Below are 17,339 nucleotides of genomic sequence, written 5' to 3'. Positions count from 1 at the left end.
CCGCCCGATCACCTTCCACAGATCGCGGGCGGGGCTCCGTAGCAGCACGCCTCGTGAAAGGTGACCGCCGTGTCCCACGCTAGCCCCTCGGAGCTCCGGCTCCGCACCTCCCGTATTGGGGGGTTTTGATATGACTCTGCCGGAGAACTTCGACCACATTCCGGAGCTGGACCCGACCAACGCGCACGCGGTGGACTGGGATCGCGTCCGGGCCGCGATCAAGGCGGCGCGGCCGGTCCGCACTCTCACGGTGATCGGCCTCGCGACCGTCCCGGCCCTGGTGTGGGCCGACCGGGTGGCGGTTCCGGTGACCGAGGCGGTGTCGGTGGACGCCGCGTTCTCCACCGCGTTCATCACGTCCATGGTCTGCGCGATCGGCATGGCGACCGGCGGACGCGTCCGCCGGTGGGCGTGCGCCGCGCTCCTCGTCGCCGCCATCGGCGGGACGCTGATCGCCGAGCCGACCCGCAGCCTGATCGCGGCCTGGATCGTGGGCGCCTGATGGACCTGATCACCTTCACCCACGTCGTGACGAGGGCGGGATCGGCCTTCGGGTTCTTCCTGTTGTGCGTCACTGCGATGTCGGTTTTCTACTCGCAGGGCCGCAAGCTCAAGGCGCTCAAGAAGCGCCGGATCTGGCTGCCGTGGTCCGGCTCGTTCCTCACGATGGTTCTGGCCTCCGCCGTCACGGCCGGGCTCTTGGGCCGGATCTCTGCGGGCTTCACCGGTACCGGCAACGCGATGGGCCGGACGGTCGGGGACGCGGCGATCGGCCAGGCCGGGGCGGGCGCGGTCCCCCTGTCCACAGGGGAGGTTCTGACCTACTCCGGGTCCTGGATCGCCCTGATTCTCGTGGTGGGCCTCGGTCTGTTCGTCTACTTCGCCAAGGGGTGGGGCGAACGCGCCCTCGCCCTCTCGGGCGCGGTGACCGGCGCTACCTGGGGCATCACGGTCGCGGTCGGCGGCTGGGCGTCCATGGTCCTGGTCCCACTCGTGTCCTGGGCGGGGGAGGTGCTGATCGGATGAACCGGCCTGCACCCCTGATTGCCCGGACTGCCGCTGGGGCCGGCCATATCGGTGTCGCCGTCGCGCACTGGGCGGGCGGACACACGGTGTCGGAAGAGGAGCTCCACCGGCGGATCGTCAAAGCGCGCGCCGCCAAGCACAGTGAGGCCGTCGAGGAGCATGCCCGCGAGGCGAAGCGTGCGCACCGGCGGGCGACGAAGCTGCGTCGGATCGCGGCCGAAGACGGCGGGCTCGTGCCGGCGGCGCAGGCCGACCTCGCCCAGGCGGAGCGCGAGGCCCGGCGCCACGATGCCGCGCTCGACGCACTGGGCGACTTCGAGATTCGTGACGTCGACCCGGGGCAGATCCGTCACCGCCGGGTCCGGATCGCGGTGGCGCGCTGCTCGCTGCTCGCCGTCCCCGTCGGGGGAGTGGTGGCCGGCTCCTGGCTGCTCGACGGTGTCGTGTTCCTGCTCTCGACGGCCGGAGCGGTGACGGCCTGCTGTGTGCGCGGTGACCGGTCCTTCGGCCGGACGGTCCGTCCGGTACCCGCCGAACTCCTCGCGGACACGGCCTTGCTCGTCCTGGAACCTGCGGCGCCGGAGCCGGAGCCGGTCGATACGGGGAAGTGGAAGCAGCAGCTCCTGACGTACGTCGAGCAGGCCGTCGCGACCGCGCAGCAGTCGGGGCACAACGGTGTCCATGCCGTCGATCTCCTGCACGGCCTGCACCAGCGAGGCGACTTCCTCGGCCTCACCTCGGCGACGTTCCCCGCGAAGCTGCGCGACGTCGGTGTCCCGACAAAGGTCGTCAGCGTCTCCGGCGCCAAGGCGATCGGTGTCGCCTACGACCAGCTCGCGCAGGCCCTGGGACACATGCCGCGCCTCCCGGTCCACCTGGTGCCGGACCTGACCCAGACGGCTCCGGTCCCCCACTCCCCCGACTTCGGGACCCGATCGGTAAGCGGGTAAACCCGCAGGTCACCGGCTTACCGCTTACCCGTTTACCGCTCCTCGGAGCTGGCCCCGATCGGGGCCGTCAGTAGACCCGCCCCCACCCGGTGCTCCCTGAACAAGATCCCGGGTGAGGGCGGCCAACCCCAGTAGGAGAACGCGATGATCCTCGCAACCAAGGCCGCTGCCACCGTACTCGCCGCCGCGCTCGGGACCGGCGCCGCCGTCACCGTCGCCCTGCCGGAGAAGGCGCCGTCCCCCGGCTACGTCCACTACGAGGGAGCCACGGTGGACGTGACCCCGAAGGACGGTACGCGCGGTCTGCTGCTCCGTGCCGAGGACGGGACCGTCATCGGAGCCATGGGCACCGCCGACGAGGCCAGCATCCAGGGCTGCCACCCGACCGACCCCGCGCTCGTGTGGGTCCACCAGATCACCACCGGTACGCACAGCGGCGGCTGGGGCGCCATGGCCGGGTACGTCCGCCACCAGTTTGCGGACGTCGACGGCGTCGTCCCCTGCGGCGGCTGAGCCATGGGACAGAAAGAGAACGCCGCTGCGGCTGCCGCGGCTGCCGCGAGCGCCGAGGCCGCCAGCCGCAAGGCCGCCGCCGCACTCCAGCGCCACGCGAAGGCCAAAACCGACATCAATCCGAAGGGCAAGCGATGAAGTTGAGCACCCAGCAGCAGATCGACGCTGCCGAACGGACTCTGCGGCTCGTCTGGGTCATCGTCGCCGGGGCGGTCCTGTACTCGGTCCTCACCGTGACTCCGCTCGTCCAGCGGGTGACCTCCGACGAGTGGGACTGGACCGCGCCGATTCTTCCGCTCGTCGTGGACGCGGCCGTGATCATCGTCGTTCGCGTCGGTGCCATCGTCGCGCGGCTCGACGGGGAGGCTGGCGCCTGGCCGGTGGTCCTGCGCTGGCTCACCGGCGCCATGACGCTCGCGCTCAACGTCGGGGACTCGATGCTCTCGGGCGACTGGGTCGGCGTGGGCGTGCACGCGGTCGCCCCGATCCTGCTCATCGTCACCGCTGAGGCGGCGCTCATGTGGCGGCGGGCGATCACGCGGGCCGTGGCTCGGATCCAGCGTGAGCGCGCCGTGGAGCGAGACCGGGTGGCCCGTGAGCGGCGGGAGGAGGAGGAGCGCTCACGAGCGGAGCGAGAGGCGCGGGAGATGGCTCGTGCAGACGAGCGTGAGCGCGACCGGCAGGCGGAGGAGCGGCGCCGTGAGCAAGAGCGGGCCGACCGTGCGCACGAGCGTGAGCACGCTGCCCAGCTCGCTCGCGAAGAGCGGGACCACGCCGCGCAGATGGAACGTGAGCGGGAAGAGCGGGCCGCGGCTCGCGAGGAAGCCGCACGCCTTGCGGCTGCTGAGGAGAAGCGGCAGGAGCGGGAGCGCGTCGACCGGTTGCGCCGTGATGAGCAGCAGCGTCTCGACCGTGAGCACGCGGCCCGTGAAGCCGCGCAGAAGACCGAGCGGGACCGCAAGGCGACTGACGCTCGCCGGTCCGTCCCGGCGCCTGTGAGCGCTGCCGTGAGCACCCCGCGCCCGGCCGTGAGTGCCACCGTGAGCACCCCCGCTCACGACGTCGCCGAGCCGGCCCCTCAGCCGGCCCCGACCGACGGCAAGATGAGCGAGCGGGACGCCCGCGCGGCGGTCGTGAGCGCGGTCCGCGAAGGGCGCTCACAGCGCGCCACGGCAGCGCTCACGGGCTGGTCCACCGGCTGGATCGCCGCCCGATACCGCGAGCTGGAGCAGGTGCCCGGACAACTGGAGATGAGCGCATGAGCACCCACCCGCTGACCGCGACCAACCGCGAGAGCTGACAGGGCACACCAACGCCCCGCCGACCTAGTCGGCGGGGCGTTCCTCGGCCCTCGAAACCCCACCAGCCCCAAGGCGACATTGGCGCCTCGCGGCTGATGGGCCGCCACTTGTGACAGGCTCGACCCACATAACTCCAGAAACGCGGAGAGGTCCGGCGCGTCAACGCCGGACCTCATTCCGCGAACACCAGAACCCGACTTCTTCTCACGGACCCCGGATTGGTGCTCACGCAGTGCTCTCCCATGATGCAGGAACCTCGGCCCCGGCCGCGACCCCGTCCCCGGACGCGTCGCAGAGCGGGGCCGTTCGTGTACCCGCCCGGCGGGCCCGCTGCCGGCGGAAGGCGTGCGGACGCCAGTTCACCCGCTCGCGAGCGGGTCAGAGCTACTGCTCTCCCACCTGTCGCAAGGGTGACGCGAAATCCACCCCGAAAACGGCCTCTGACCTGCAAGAACAGGGCAGCGGAGCTGCACAACTAGGTAAAGGGTTGACAGAGTTTTCCAAGAGCGGCCAGACCGCCTCTGACCTGCGGGAACGTCCGGAGGGTGGAGCGGGGGAGTCTGAGGGGGCGCAGCGCCCCTCAGAACAGACCCGCGCGGACAAAGCGGCGGCTGCCGCGATTCGGCGCTACCAGGGCCGGAAGGTTCTGAACCGGGTCTCGGGCATCGACGCGTGCGGGGGCTGCGGCCGGCGGGTGCTCGACCCGGAGACGGGAGTGATCTACGCCCGCTCGACGCGCGGCTACGTCGTGACGATCGGGCTCGTCCGCTGCGGGCGGATCTGGTTCTGCCCGGAGTGCTCCGGTGCGATCCGCCGGGGCCGGACCGAGGAACTGAAGACGGGCGCTCTGAGGTGGCTGGCGGCTGGCGGCACGCTCGCCGTGGTCGTCCTCACCGCCCGGCACAACCGGACGCACGAACTGGCCCGGCTCGCGGCCGCGATGTGGGGCGCGCCGATGCTCGATGCGGACGGCGCCCCGGTCCGGGACCGGAACGGGAAGCCGCGGCGGGTACCCGGCGCCTACCAGACGATGCTCACCGACCCGAGGTTCTACGGCCGGCCCGAGGCGGTGTCCTGGTGGGAGCGCAAGGACGGGTCGTTCGGGCACTCGGTCCGTGCGGCGGAGCAGGGCATCCGGCACCGGATCGGGTACGCGGGCATGGTCCGGGCCTCGGAGGTGACGCGGTCGCTGGAGCACGGCTGGCACCCGCACACGAACGGGCTCGTGTTCCTCGGCGGCAAGGTCAACGGGACCCCGGCCAAGGGCAAGGTAGCCGGCTACTTCACGCCCGGGGGCGACGCGCTGGAGGAGTGGGAGGACTGGCTCCGCGAGCTGTGGACCGGCGCTCTTGCCAAGGCAGACCCGGAGTTCACGCCCTCGACCGACTGCTACACCCGCGACTGCAAGTGCGAGGGCAAGGGCCACGGCGTCATGGTCAAGCTGATCACGTCGGCGGACGACGAAGCGCTGATCGAGTACCTGACCAAGGTCCAGGACGGCAAGGCGCCGGCGGCGTCGGTCCGCGCGGATCTGGACGCTGCGAGCGGGGCCGCGATGGAGACCACCCGCGCCGACAACAAGTCGTACCGGGGCCAGTCCATGACGCCGTTCCAGATGCTCTACCGGCTGCACGACCTGGAGGTCGCGAGGCTCAAGCCTGCGCGGGCGGAGGGGTACGGTACCGCCGCGCAGTGCCGGATCTGGTGGGCGGAGTACGAGAGCGCCATGGCCGGCCGGCGGGCGATCGAGTGGACGCGCGGCCTGCGCGGTCACGTCCAGCTCACCGGAGACGACTCCGATGAGACGAACAAGGCGTTCGTCTTCGAGCAGGACAAGAACCAGGAGTTGACCGGCGGGGTCATCCTCACGCGTGACGCCCACGACAAGGTGGTCGACGGGGACGCCGAACTGCACATGCAGGACGTCATCAAGACCGAGTCGTACGACACGGCGGCCGACGTCGTCGTCGACCTCGGCGGCCGGGCCGACCACGTCCGGGTGGCGACTGCCGAGCAGCTGGCCAGGGTGCAGGCGGACCTGTACGAGCGGGTCAACGCGAAGGCGCGGAAGCGGCGGTCCGAACAGCAGGTTGCCGAGTGGATGGCCAAGTACAAGCCCGCCAAGTCGGCGTTGGCGGCACCGGTCGAGGCCGTCAACCTGCTGGCCCACATCCGTGCGGCCCGGCACGCGCTAACGGTCCAGTAGCGCCCAACTTGCTCCGCCGGGGCCGGTGCCGAGATGGCGCCGGCCCTCCGGCATCTTCACGGCCTGGTGCTCGTCGTCGGTGACGGCCTGGTGCTGCTCGACGTCCGCTCGTTCCGCCGGCAGAAGCCGCGGTGCGGGTATCGCGGCCGGCGGCCTGGTGCTCGACGTCGGGCCGGCGCCGAGCGCGCGGCGGGGGGTGCTCATGACGGCAGTCTGCCGCTCGGTCGCAGTTCTCCAGACAGGGGAACTGCCTTTGTCCATCCACCCCGTTTGATCATGCTCCGGCCGTCCTCGGCCGCACCGTACTGGGCCCAGTACGCACTATCTTGCTCCACCGTTCTGGCCTGACAGCCGGCCTCTCCGCGCTCACTCACCAGCCGGTTGGTGAGTCACCGGTGACTCACCGGTCCGGACCGGTGAGTCACCGGTTTCATGATCCGTATCGGCAGATACCTGGGTGCTCCCGTGAACACATGGGGGGAAACAAGGGGGGAGACATGGGGGGAAACATCCGGGGAGACATGGGGGGAAACATGGGGGGAAGCGGTACGTCCGACCCCCGCGCATCCGCGCTGGTCACCGGCCGGATCTGGCCCGGTGACTAGCCGGACTTATATGTGTGGGTGGGGGGGTGGGGTGGTCTTCGGGGGCGGGTAGCAAGAGGTGTGCCCTTCTGGGTGGTCGAGTGAGCGTGGTCCCGTGGGGCGGGATCCGCGGTGCTGGGTCGGGCTCCGGATCGGCGTAGTGCCAGAGGTGTTCGGCGGCTGGTCGCTATTCCGGTGCTGCGCGTGCTCCTGGTCGACGTCGTCGGTGACGGCCTGGTGCTCCTCGACGTACGTCATCGCGTAGACGTACGGCTGGCCTCGATGACGTACCGGTCGACGGCGGCCGGGCTCGTGCGCCTGGTGCTCGTCCTCGACGCGGGGCTAGCCGTCACTGTGACGGCTAGGTGGGTCCGGTCTAGCCGTCACAGTGACGGCTACGGTGCAGGCATGAGCGATGACGTGGTGGTGCGGCGGGTGGGTCCGGATCCGGGGTGTCGGTGGTGTGGTGAGCCGGTGAGTCAGCTCGGCACCCGTACGCCGCGGCGCTACTGCCGGCGGTCGCACCGGCAGCGTGCGTACGAGGCTGAGCGCCTGGGCCTGCCGATGAAGCGGGACCGCGCGCCGGCGGCCTCGCCGGTGCCGGTGCCGGCGCCCCGCGAGATGCAGGCGGCGCTCTTCCTCGCGACGGCGATCGAGCGGACGTCGGTGGACGTCGACCACCACCAGGAGCCGGCGGGCGGTGACTTCGAGCTGGCCCCGCCCGCGCCGCCGGCCCCGCCGGCTGTGGACCCTGACTCGTCCGGGCTCGCGAGGGCGTTGGCGGCTCGTGCCGAGGCTGTCGGCAAGGGCCGGCGGAAGGGGGGTAGTGGCCTCTGGTGAGACGGCCCGCACCCGAACCCGCGCCCACGACGGACCTGTCACGAGCGGAGCGAGATTGACGGCGGATCCGCATCGCGGCAGCTGATAGCTCCCCGCCAGCCCGAGACGGGGCGGTCGTGCGCCTCACGCGCCCGCATCCGTGACGGCGGGGGTACGGCGCCCGGCCAGAGTCCGGGGTCGCTGAGAGGTGACGGACGGCCCCCGACCCCACCCCTCCCGCCGCCGGCCGCTTTTGCTGATCCGAGCGCGCCCGCAGCCGCCGTCCCAGCCGGCCGCGCATGCCATTTGACGGTAGGCGCCCCACAGTCGACCCGAGCGATACGACGCAGCCCCCGCCGAACTCCGGCGGGGGCTGAAGGGTGTTGAAGCGGTCTGGGTTCAGTTGCCGGCCACCTCGTTGTACTCGACGGCGAGGACCACGTTGCGAGGGAACCAGGTGGTTCCGTACTCGATGACGCCCTGCCCGTCGTGGCGGACCGTGGTGCGTACGAGGACCGGTGTCCCCTGGGCGACCCCGAAACCCTGGACGTGCTGGAGGGCGGTGAGGTCCACGGTGAAGTGGTCGGCGGTGAGTTCGGTCCTGCGGCCAGTCGCTGCCTCGATCCGGGCGACGTTGCCGGGCGGGGTGGACTCGGTGGTCAGCAGTTCCGGGACGAGATCGGCGAGTTCGGCGGGGAACCAGGAGTGTGACATCCGGATGACCCGACCCGCCCGGGTCACGCTCCCGGTTCGGAGCACCGCGAGGTCGGTCGGCTCGATCCCGAGGACTTCGGAGACCGCGCCGCCGGCGGGCGTCAGCTTCGCGGACAGGATGCGCTGTTCGTCGCCGGGGGCATACGCCTCCCCGCGTTCGCGGGAGCCGTTCACGCGTACGCGCAGGGTCGCGAAGTCGTGGGGGCGGAAGGTCGCCGCGTAGCCGAGTCCACGCACCGCAGAGGCGTAGCCCTCCATCGAGAGGGCCTTCAGGGCCCGCTGCGCGGTCTTGGTGGCCACGCCCCACTCGGTGGCGATGTCGCGCACCGAGGGCAGCCGCGCGCCGTCGGTGATCTGCCGGTCGGCGATCAGCCGGCGGTAGTGGTCGGTGATGTCTAGGTAGCCGATTTCGGTGGGGTCCATGGCGGTCGCTCCTGCTGTTGGTGACGGCGGGTCAAGTTCGAACTTGCCCTGGGGACTTGATGCTACAAGGGTGTGGCACTGAGGTACACAGTGTAGTACCGTCGTACTCGCTTGGAGCTGGTCCGTACGTCACACAGCGCCCCGCCCGATCACCTTCCACAGATCGCGGGCGGGGCTCCGTAGCAGCACGCCTCGTGAAAGGTGACCGCCGTGTCCCACGCTAGCCCCTCGGAGCTCCGGCTCCGCACCTCCCGTATTGGGGGGTTTTGATATGACTCTGCCGGAGAACTTCGACCACATTCCGGAGCTGGACCCGACCAACGCGCACGCGGTGGACTGGGATCGCGTCCGGGCCGCGATCAAGGCGGCGCGGCCGGTCCGCACTCTCACGGTGATCGGCCTCGCGACCGTCCCGGCCCTGGTGTGGGCCGACCGGGTGGCGGTTCCGGTGACCGAGGCGGTGTCGGTGGACGCCGCGTTCTCCACCGCGTTCATCACGTCCATGGTCTGCGCGATCGGCATGGCGACCGGCGGACGCGTCCGCCGGTGGGCGTGCGCCGCGCTCCTCGTCGCCGCCATCGGCGGGACGCTGATCGCCGAGCCGACCCGCAGCCTGATCGCGGCCTGGATCGTGGGCGCCTGATGGACCTGATCACCTTCACCCACGTCGTGACGAGGGCGGGATCGGCCTTCGGGTTCTTCCTGTTGTGCGTCACTGCGATGTCGGTTTTCTACTCGCAGGGCCGCAAGCTCAAGGCGCTCAAGAAGCGCCGGATCTGGCTGCCGTGGTCCGGCTCGTTCCTCACGATGGTTCTGGCCTCCGCCGTCACGGCCGGGCTCTTGGGCCGGATCTCTGCGGGCTTCACCGGTACCGGCAACGCGATGGGCCGGACGGTCGGGGACGCGGCGATCGGCCAGGCCGGGGCGGGCGCGGTCCCCCTGTCCACAGGGGAGGTTCTGACCTACTCCGGGTCCTGGATCGCCCTGATTCTCGTGGTGGGCCTCGGTCTGTTCGTCTACTTCGCCAAGGGGTGGGGCGAACGCGCCCTCGCCCTCTCGGGCGCGGTGACCGGCGCTACCTGGGGCATCACGGTCGCGGTCGGCGGCTGGGCGTCCATGGTCCTGGTCCCACTCGTGTCCTGGGCGGGGGAGGTGCTGATCGGATGAACCGGCCTGCACCCCTGATTGCCCGGACTGCCGCTGGGGCCGGCCATATCGGTGTCGCCGTCGCGCACTGGGCGGGCGGACACACGGTGTCGGAAGAGGAGCTCCACCGGCGGATCGTCAAAGCGCGCGCCGCCAAGCACAGTGAGGCCGTCGAGGAGCATGCCCGCGAGGCGAAGCGTGCGCACCGGCGGGCGACGAAGCTGCGTCGGATCGCGGCCGAAGACGGCGGGCTCGTGCCGGCGGCGCAGGCCGACCTCGCCCAGGCGGAGCGCGAGGCCCGGCGCCACGATGCCGCGCTCGACGCACTGGGCGACTTCGAGATTCGTGACGTCGACCCGGGGCAGATCCGTCACCGCCGGGTCCGGATCGCGGTGGCGCGCTGCTCGCTGCTCGCCGTCCCCGTCGGGGGAGTGGTGGCCGGCTCCTGGCTGCTCGACGGTGTCGTGTTCCTGCTCTCGACGGCCGGAGCGGTGACGGCCTGCTGTGTGCGCGGTGACCGGTCCTTCGGCCGGACGGTCCGTCCGGTACCCGCCGAACTCCTCGCGGACACGGCCTTGCTCGTCCTGGAACCTGCGGCGCCGGAGCCGGAGCCGGTCGATACGGGGAAGTGGAAGCAGCAGCTCCTGACGTACGTCGAGCAGGCCGTCGCGACCGCGCAGCAGTCGGGGCACAACGGTGTCCATGCCGTCGATCTCCTGCACGGCCTGCACCAGCGAGGCGACTTCCTCGGCCTCACCTCGGCGACGTTCCCCGCGAAGCTGCGCGACGTCGGTGTCCCGACAAAGGTCGTCAGCGTCTCCGGCGCCAAGGCGATCGGTGTCGCCTACGACCAGCTCGCGCAGGCCCTGGGACACATGCCGCGCCTCCCGGTCCACCTGGTGCCGGACCTGACCCAGACGGCTCCGGTCCCCCACTCCCCCGACTTCGGGACCCGATCGGTAAGCGGGTAAACCCGCAGGTCACCGGCTTACCGCTTACCCGTTTACCGCTCCTCGGAGCTGGCCCCGATCGGGGCCGTCAGTAGACCCGCCCCCACCCGGTGCTCCCTGAACAAGATCCCGGGTGAGGGCGGCCAACCCCAGTAGGAGAACGCGATGATCCTCGCAACCAAGGCCGCTGCCACCGTACTCGCCGCCGCGCTCGGGACCGGCGCCGCCGTCACCGTCGCCCTGCCGGAGAAGGCGCCGTCCCCCGGCTACGTCCACTACGAGGGAGCCACGGTGGACGTGACCCCGAAGGACGGTACGCGCGGTCTGCTGCTCCGTGCCGAGGACGGGACCGTCATCGGAGCCATGGGCACCGCCGACGAGGCCAGCATCCAGGGCTGCCACCCGACCGACCCCGCGCTCGTGTGGGTCCACCAGATCACCACCGGTACGCACAGCGGCGGCTGGGGCGCCATGGCCGGGTACGTCCGCCACCAGTTTGCGGACGTCGACGGCGTCGTCCCCTGCGGCGGCTGAGCCATGGGACAGAAAGAGAACGCCGCTGCGGCTGCCGCGGCTGCCGCGAGCGCCGAGGCCGCCAGCCGCAAGGCCGCCGCCGCACTCCAGCGCCACGCGAAGGCCAAAACCGACATCAATCCGAAGGGCAAGCGATGAAGTTGAGCACCCAGCAGCAGATCGACGCTGCCGAACGGACTCTGCGGCTCGTCTGGGTCATCGTCGCCGGGGCGGTCCTGTACTCGGTCCTCACCGTGACTCCGCTCGTCCAGCGGGTGACCTCCGACGAGTGGGACTGGACCGCGCCGATTCTTCCGCTCGTCGTGGACGCGGCCGTGATCATCGTCGTTCGCGTCGGTGCCATCGTCGCGCGGCTCGACGGGGAGGCTGGCGCCTGGCCGGTGGTCCTGCGCTGGCTCACCGGCGCCATGACGCTCGCGCTCAACGTCGGGGACTCGATGCTCTCGGGCGACTGGGTCGGCGTGGGCGTGCACGCGGTCGCCCCGATCCTGCTCATCGTCACCGCTGAGGCGGCGCTCATGTGGCGGCGGGCGATCACGCGGGCCGTGGCTCGGATCCAGCGTGAGCGCGCCGTGGAGCGAGACCGGGTGGCCCGTGAGCGGCGGGAGGAGGAGGAGCGCTCACGAGCGGAGCGAGAGGCGCGGGAGATGGCTCGTGCAGACGAGCGTGAGCGCGACCGGCAGGCGGAGGAGCGGCGCCGTGAGCAAGAGCGGGCCGACCGTGCGCACGAGCGTGAGCACGCTGCCCAGCTCGCTCGCGAAGAGCGGGACCACGCCGCGCAGATGGAACGTGAGCGGGAAGAGCGGGCCGCGGCTCGCGAGGAAGCCGCACGCCTTGCGGCTGCTGAGGAGAAGCGGCAGGAGCGGGAGCGCGTCGACCGGTTGCGCCGTGATGAGCAGCAGCGTCTCGACCGTGAGCACGCGGCCCGTGAAGCCGCGCAGAAGACCGAGCGGGACCGCAAGGCGACTGACGCTCGCCGGTCCGTCCCGGCGCCTGTGAGCGCTGCCGTGAGCACCCCGCGCCCGGCCGTGAGTGCCACCGTGAGCACCCCCGCTCACGACGTCGCCGAGCCGGCCCCTCAGCCGGCCCCGACCGACGGCAAGATGAGCGAGCGGGACGCCCGCGCGGCGGTCGTGAGCGCGGTCCGCGAAGGGCGCTCACAGCGCGCCACGGCAGCGCTCACGGGCTGGTCCACCGGCTGGATCGCCGCCCGATACCGCGAGCTGGAGCAGGTGCCCGGACAACTGGAGATGAGCGCATGAGCACCCACCCGCTGACCGCGACCAACCGCGAGAGCTGACAGGGCACACCAACGCCCCGCCGACCTAGTCGGCGGGGCGTTCCTCGGCCCTCGAAACCCCACCAGCCCCAAGGCGACATTGGCGCCTCGCGGCTGATGGGCCGCCACTTGTGACAGGCTCGACCCACATAACTCCAGAAACGCGGAGAGGTCCGGCGCGTCAACGCCGGACCTCATTCCGCGAACACCAGAACCCGACTTCTTCTCACGGACCCCGGATTGGTGCTCACGCAGTGCTCTCCCATGATGCAGGAACCTCGGCCCCGGCCGCGACCCCGTCCCCGGACGCGTCGCAGAGCGGGGCCGTTCGTGTACCCGCCCGGCGGGCCCGCTGCCGGCGGAAGGCGTGCGGACGCCAGTTCACCCGCTCGCGAGCGGGTCAGAGCTACTGCTCTCCCACCTGTCGCAAGGGTGACGCGAAATCCACCCCGAAAACGGCCTCTGACCTGCAAGAACAGGGCAGCGGAGCTGCACAACTAGGTAAAGGGTTGACAGAGTTTTCCAAGAGCGGCCAGACCGCCTCTGACCTGCGGGAACGTCCGGAGGGTGGAGCGGGGGAGTCTGAGGGGGCGCAGCGCCCCTCAGAACAGACCCGCGCGGACAAAGCGGCGGCTGCCGCGATTCGGCGCTACCAGGGCCGGAAGGTTCTGAACCGGGTCTCGGGCATCGACGCGTGCGGGGGCTGCGGCCGGCGGGTGCTCGACCCGGAGACGGGAGTGATCTACGCCCGCTCGACGCGCGGCTACGTCGTGACGATCGGGCTCGTCCGCTGCGGGCGGATCTGGTTCTGCCCGGAGTGCTCCGGTGCGATCCGCCGGGGCCGGACCGAGGAACTGAAGACGGGCGCTCTGAGGTGGCTGGCGGCTGGCGGCACGCTCGCCGTGGTCGTCCTCACCGCCCGGCACAACCGGACGCACGAACTGGCCCGGCTCGCGGCCGCGATGTGGGGCGCGCCGATGCTCGATGCGGACGGCGCCCCGGTCCGGGACCGGAACGGGAAGCCGCGGCGGGTACCCGGCGCCTACCAGACGATGCTCACCGACCCGAGGTTCTACGGCCGGCCCGAGGCGGTGTCCTGGTGGGAGCGCAAGGACGGGTCGTTCGGGCACTCGGTCCGTGCGGCGGAGCAGGGCATCCGGCACCGGATCGGGTACGCGGGCATGGTCCGGGCCTCGGAGGTGACGCGGTCGCTGGAGCACGGCTGGCACCCGCACACGAACGGGCTCGTGTTCCTCGGCGGCAAGGTCAACGGGACCCCGGCCAAGGGCAAGGTAGCCGGCTACTTCACGCCCGGGGGCGACGCGCTGGAGGAGTGGGAGGACTGGCTCCGCGAGCTGTGGACCGGCGCTCTTGCCAAGGCAGACCCGGAGTTCACGCCCTCGACCGACTGCTACACCCGCGACTGCAAGTGCGAGGGCAAGGGCCACGGCGTCATGGTCAAGCTGATCACGTCGGCGGACGACGAAGCGCTGATCGAGTACCTGACCAAGGTCCAGGACGGCAAGGCGCCGGCGGCGTCGGTCCGCGCGGATCTGGACGCTGCGAGCGGGGCCGCGATGGAGACCACCCGCGCCGACAACAAGTCGTACCGGGGCCAGTCCATGACGCCGTTCCAGATGCTCTACCGGCTGCACGACCTGGAGGTCGCGAGGCTCAAGCCTGCGCGGGCGGAGGGGTACGGTACCGCCGCGCAGTGCCGGATCTGGTGGGCGGAGTACGAGAGCGCCATGGCCGGCCGGCGGGCGATCGAGTGGACGCGCGGCCTGCGCGGTCACGTCCAGCTCACCGGAGACGACTCCGATGAGACGAACAAGGCGTTCGTCTTCGAGCAGGACAAGAACCAGGAGTTGACCGGCGGGGTCATCCTCACGCGTGACGCCCACGACAAGGTGGTCGACGGGGACGCCGAACTGCACATGCAGGACGTCATCAAGACCGAGTCGTACGACACGGCGGCCGACGTCGTCGTCGACCTCGGCGGCCGGGCCGACCACGTCCGGGTGGCGACTGCCGAGCAGCTGGCCAGGGTGCAGGCGGACCTGTACGAGCGGGTCAACGCGAAGGCGCGGAAGCGGCGGTCCGAACAGCAGGTTGCCGAGTGGATGGCCAAGTACAAGCCCGCCAAGTCGGCGTTGGCGGCACCGGTCGAGGCCGTCAACCTGCTGGCCCACATCCGTGCGGCCCGGCACGCGCTAACGGTCCAGTAGCGCCCAACTTGCTCCGCCGGGGCCGGTGCCGAGATGGCGCCGGCCCTCCGGCATCTTCACGGCCTGGTGCTCGTCGTCGGTGACGGCCTGGTGCTGCTCGACGTCCGCTCGTTCCGCCGGCAGAAGCCGCGGTGCGGGTATCGCGGCCGGCGGCCTGGTGCTCGACGTCGGGCCGGCGCCGAGCGCGCGGCGGGGGGTGCTCATGACGGCAGTCTGCCGCTCGGTCGCAGTTCTCCAGACAGGGGAACTGCCTTTGTCCATCCACCCCGTTTGATCATGCTCCGGCCGTCCTCGGCCGCACCGTACTGGGCCCAGTACGCACTATCTTGCTCCACCGTTCTGGCCTGACAGCCGGCCTCTCCGCGCTCACTCACCAGCCGGTTGGTGAGTCACCGGTGACTCACCGGTCCGGACCGGTGAGTCACCGGTTTCATGATCCGTATCGGCAGATACCTGGGTGCTCCCGTGAACACATGGGGGGAAACAAGGGGGGAGACATGGGGGGAAACATCCGGGGAGACATGGGGGGAAACATGGGGGGAAGCGGTACGTCCGACCCCCGCGCATCCGCGCTGGTCACCGGCCGGATCTGGCCCGGTGACTAGCCGGACTTATATGTGTGGGTGGGGGGGTGGGGTGGTCTTCGGGGGCGGGTAGCAAGAGGTGTGCCCTTCTGGGTGGTCGAGTGAGCGTGGTCCCGTGGGGCGGGATCCGCGGTGCTGGGTCGGGCTCCGGATCGGCGTAGTGCCAGAGGTGTTCGGCGGCTGGTCGCTATTCCGGTGCTGCGCGTGCTCCTGGTCGACGTCGTCGGTGACGGCCTGGTGCTCCTCGACGTACGTCATCGCGTAGACGTACGGCTGGCCTCGATGACGTACCGGTCGACGGCGGCCGGGCTCGTGCGCCTGGTGCTCGTCCTCGACGCGGGGCTAGCCGTCACTGTGACGGCTAGGTGGGTCCGGTCTAGCCGTCACAGTGACGGCTACGGTGCAGGCATGAGCGATGACGTGGTGGTGCGGCGGGTGGGTCCGGATCCGGGGTGTCGGTGGTGTGGTGAGCCGGTGAGTCAGCTCGGCACCCGTACGCCGCGGCGCTACTGCCGGCGGTCGCACCGGCAGCGTGCGTACGAGGCTGAGCGCCTGGGCCTGCCGATGAAGCGGGACCGCGCGCCGGCGGCCTCGCCGGTGCCGGTGCCGGCGCCCCGCGAGATGCAGGCGGCGCTCTTCCTCGCGACGGCGATCGAGCGGACGTCGGTGGACGTCGACCACCACCAGGAGCCGGCGGGCGGTGACTTCGAGCTGGCCCCGCCCGCGCCGCCGGCCCCGCCGGCTGTGGACCCTGACTCGTCCGGGCTCGCGAGGGCGTTGGCGGCTCGTGCCGAGGCTGTCGGCAAGGGCCGGCGGAAGGGGGGTAGTGGCCTCTGGTGAGACGGCCCGCACCCGAACCCGCGCCCACGACGGACCTGTCACGAGCGGAGCGAGATTGACGGCGGATCCGCATCGCGGCAGCTGATAGCTCCCCGCCAGCCCGAGACGGGGCGGTCGTGCGCCTCACGCGCCCGCATCCGTGACGGCGGGGGTACGGCGCCCGGCCAGAGTCCGGGGTCGCTGAGAGGTGACGGACGGCCCCCGACCCCACCCCTCCCGCCGCCGGCCGCTTTTGCTGATCCGAGCGCGCCCGCAGCCGCCGTCCCAGCCGGCCGCGCATGCCATTTGACGGTAGGCGCCCCACAGTCGACCCGAGCGATACGACGCAGCCCCCGCCGAACTCCGGCGGGGGCTGAAGGGTGTTGAAGCGGTCTGGGTTCAGTTGCCGGCCACCTCGTTGTACTCGACGGCGAGGACCACGTTGCGAGGGAACCAGGTGGTTCCGTACTCGATGACGCCCTGCCCGTCGTGGCGGACCGTGGTGCGTACGAGGACCGGTGTCCCCTGGGCGACCCCGAAACCCTGGACGTGCTGGAGGGCGGTGAGGTCCACGGTGAAGTGGTCGGCGGTGAGTTCGGTCCTGCGGCCAGTCGCTGCCTCGATCCGGGCGACGTTGCCGGGCGGGGTGGACTCGGTGGTCAGCAGTTCCGGGACGAGATCGGCGAGTTCGGCGGGGAACCAGGAGTGTGACATCCGGATGACCCGACCCGCCCGGGTCACGCTCCCGGTTCGGAGCACCGCGAGGTCGGTCGGCTCGATCCCGAGGACTTCGGAGACCGCGCCGCCGGCGGGCGTCAGCTTCGCGGACAGGATGCGCTGTTCGTCGCCGGGGGCATACGCCTCCCCGCGTTCGCGGGAGCCGTTCACGCGTACGCGCAGGGTCGCGAAGTCGTGGGGGCGGAAGGTCGCCGCGTAGCCGAGTCCACGCACCGCAGAGGCGTAGCCCTCCATCGAGAGGGCCTTCAGGGCCCGCTGCGCGGTCTTGGTGGCCACGCCCCACTCGGTGGCGATGTCGCGCACCGAGGGCAGCCGCGCGCCGTCGGTGATCTGCCGGTCGGCGATCAGCCGGCGGTAGTGGTCGGTGATGTCTAGGTAGCCGATTTCGGTGGGGTCCATGGCGGTCGCTCCTGCTGTTGGTGACGGCGGGTCAAGTTCGAACTTGCCCTGGGGACTTGATGCTACAAGGGTGTGGCACTGAGGTACACAGTGTAGTACCGTCGTACTCGCTTGGAGCTGGTCCGT

Annotated in this window: 20 protein-coding genes; 16 read left to right on the top strand and 4 right to left on the bottom strand. The window is 71.0% G+C overall.

Going from position 1 to position 17,339, the window contains the following annotated elements:
• Positions 1–130: 130 nt before the first annotated feature.
• The 7 genes from OHA84_RS38760 to OHA84_RS38730 all read left to right on the top strand — a co-directional run bounded on the left by OHA84_RS38760 (position 131) and on the right by OHA84_RS38730 (position 5,996).
• Complete coding sequence (locus OHA84_RS38760; protein ID WP_266977266.1) at positions 131–502, top strand: hypothetical protein; 372 nt, start codon at positions 131–133, stop codon at positions 500–502.
• Positions 502–1,026, top strand: coding sequence for a hypothetical protein (locus OHA84_RS38755; protein ID WP_266977264.1), 525 nt, complete (start codon positions 502–504; stop codon positions 1,024–1,026). The genes OHA84_RS38760 and OHA84_RS38755 overlap by 1 nt, the downstream gene beginning before the upstream one ends.
• An 86-nt stretch (positions 1,027–1,112) precedes the next feature.
• Entirely contained in the window at positions 1,113–1,976 is an 864-nt protein-coding gene (locus OHA84_RS38750) for a hypothetical protein (RefSeq protein WP_266977262.1), read from the top strand.
• A 144-nt stretch (positions 1,977–2,120) separates the two neighbouring features.
• A complete protein-coding gene (locus OHA84_RS38745) occupies positions 2,121–2,489 on the top strand; it encodes a hypothetical protein (RefSeq protein WP_266977260.1) in 369 nt (122 codons plus the stop codon).
• A 3-nt stretch (positions 2,490–2,492) separates the two neighbouring features.
• Positions 2,493–2,627 carry a hypothetical protein gene (locus OHA84_RS38740; RefSeq protein ID WP_266977259.1) on the top strand — a complete coding sequence of 45 codons (135 nt, stop codon included), beginning with the start codon at positions 2,493–2,495 and terminating at the stop codon, positions 2,625–2,627.
• Positions 2,624–3,751 (top strand): hypothetical protein, encoded by a 1,128-nt coding sequence (locus OHA84_RS38735; protein ID WP_266977258.1) that lies wholly within the window; start codon positions 2,624–2,626, stop codon positions 3,749–3,751. The genes OHA84_RS38740 and OHA84_RS38735 overlap by 4 nt, the downstream gene beginning before the upstream one ends.
• 526 nt (positions 3,752–4,277) lie before the next feature.
• The gene (locus OHA84_RS38730) at positions 4,278–5,996 is read left to right on the top strand and encodes a replication protein (protein WP_266977257.1); all 1,719 of its coding nucleotides are present in this window, start codon (positions 4,278–4,280) and stop codon (positions 5,994–5,996) included.
• Here the strand turns inward: OHA84_RS38730 and OHA84_RS38725 are convergent.
• Positions 5,982–6,200, bottom strand: coding sequence for a hypothetical protein (locus OHA84_RS38725; RefSeq protein ID WP_266977256.1), 219 nt, complete (start codon positions 6,198–6,200; stop codon positions 5,982–5,984). The genes OHA84_RS38730 and OHA84_RS38725 overlap by 15 nt on opposite strands.
• Before the next feature lie 575 nt (positions 6,201–6,775).
• Between OHA84_RS38725 and OHA84_RS38720 the strand changes: the two genes are divergently transcribed.
• Positions 6,776–7,420, top strand: coding sequence for a hypothetical protein (locus OHA84_RS38720; protein ID WP_266977255.1), 645 nt, complete (start codon positions 6,776–6,778; stop codon positions 7,418–7,420).
• 378 nt (positions 7,421–7,798) lie between these two features.
• Here OHA84_RS38720 and OHA84_RS38715 read toward each other — a convergent pair whose 3' ends face one another.
• A complete protein-coding gene (locus OHA84_RS38715) occupies positions 7,799–8,536 on the bottom strand; it encodes a GntR family transcriptional regulator (protein ID WP_266977268.1) in 738 nt (245 codons plus the stop codon).
• A 271-nt stretch (positions 8,537–8,807) separates the two neighbouring features.
• Between OHA84_RS38715 and OHA84_RS38710 the strand changes: the two genes are divergently transcribed.
• The 7 genes from OHA84_RS38710 (at position 8,808) to OHA84_RS38680 (ending at position 14,673) form a co-directional block, all read left to right on the top strand.
• The gene (locus OHA84_RS38710; RefSeq protein ID WP_266977266.1) at positions 8,808–9,179 is read left to right on the top strand and encodes a hypothetical protein; all 372 of its coding nucleotides are present in this window, start codon (positions 8,808–8,810) and stop codon (positions 9,177–9,179) included.
• The gene (locus OHA84_RS38705) at positions 9,179–9,703 is read left to right on the top strand and encodes a hypothetical protein (RefSeq protein WP_266977264.1); all 525 of its coding nucleotides are present in this window, start codon (positions 9,179–9,181) and stop codon (positions 9,701–9,703) included. The genes OHA84_RS38710 and OHA84_RS38705 overlap by 1 nt, the downstream gene beginning before the upstream one ends.
• An 86-nt stretch (positions 9,704–9,789) precedes the next feature.
• Positions 9,790–10,653, top strand: a complete 864-nt coding sequence (locus OHA84_RS38700) for a hypothetical protein (RefSeq protein WP_266977262.1) — start codon at positions 9,790–9,792, stop codon at positions 10,651–10,653.
• Positions 10,654–10,797: 144 nt separating this feature from the next.
• Entirely contained in the window at positions 10,798–11,166 is a 369-nt protein-coding gene (locus tag OHA84_RS38695; protein ID WP_266977260.1) for a hypothetical protein, read from the top strand.
• 3 nt (positions 11,167–11,169) lie between these two features.
• Positions 11,170–11,304, top strand: coding sequence for a hypothetical protein (locus tag OHA84_RS38690; RefSeq protein WP_266977259.1), 135 nt, complete (start codon positions 11,170–11,172; stop codon positions 11,302–11,304).
• Positions 11,301–12,428: a hypothetical protein gene (locus OHA84_RS38685; RefSeq protein WP_266977258.1), complete on the top strand. Its 1,128-nt coding sequence runs from the start codon at positions 11,301–11,303 to the stop codon at positions 12,426–12,428. Before OHA84_RS38690 ends, OHA84_RS38685 begins: the two co-directional genes overlap by 4 nt.
• A 526-nt stretch (positions 12,429–12,954) precedes the next feature.
• Positions 12,955–14,673 (top strand): replication protein, encoded by a 1,719-nt coding sequence (locus tag OHA84_RS38680; RefSeq protein WP_266977257.1) that lies wholly within the window; start codon positions 12,955–12,957, stop codon positions 14,671–14,673.
• Here OHA84_RS38680 and OHA84_RS38675 read toward each other — a convergent pair.
• Entirely contained in the window at positions 14,659–14,877 is a 219-nt protein-coding gene (locus OHA84_RS38675; protein ID WP_266977256.1) for a hypothetical protein, read from the bottom strand. The genes OHA84_RS38680 and OHA84_RS38675 overlap by 15 nt on opposite strands.
• A gap of 575 nt (positions 14,878–15,452) precedes the next feature.
• On the opposite strand from OHA84_RS38675, the gene OHA84_RS38670 reads away from it, so the two are divergent.
• Complete coding sequence (locus OHA84_RS38670; protein ID WP_266977255.1) at positions 15,453–16,097, top strand: hypothetical protein; 645 nt, start codon at positions 15,453–15,455, stop codon at positions 16,095–16,097.
• Positions 16,098–16,475: 378 nt separating this feature from the next.
• On the opposite strand, the gene OHA84_RS38665 is transcribed toward OHA84_RS38670, so the two are convergent.
• On the bottom strand, positions 16,476–17,213 hold the full coding sequence (locus tag OHA84_RS38665) for a GntR family transcriptional regulator (protein ID WP_266977268.1): 738 nt from the start codon (positions 17,211–17,213) through the stop codon (positions 16,476–16,478).
• Positions 17,214–17,339: the final 126 nt, after the last annotated feature.

This window comes from Streptomyces sp. NBC_00513 (assembly GCF_041431415.1).
In the GTDB taxonomy this organism is placed as follows: Bacteria; Actinomycetota; Actinomycetes; order Streptomycetales; family Streptomycetaceae; genus Streptomyces.
This window is presented reverse-complemented; position numbering and strand designations above follow the sequence as displayed.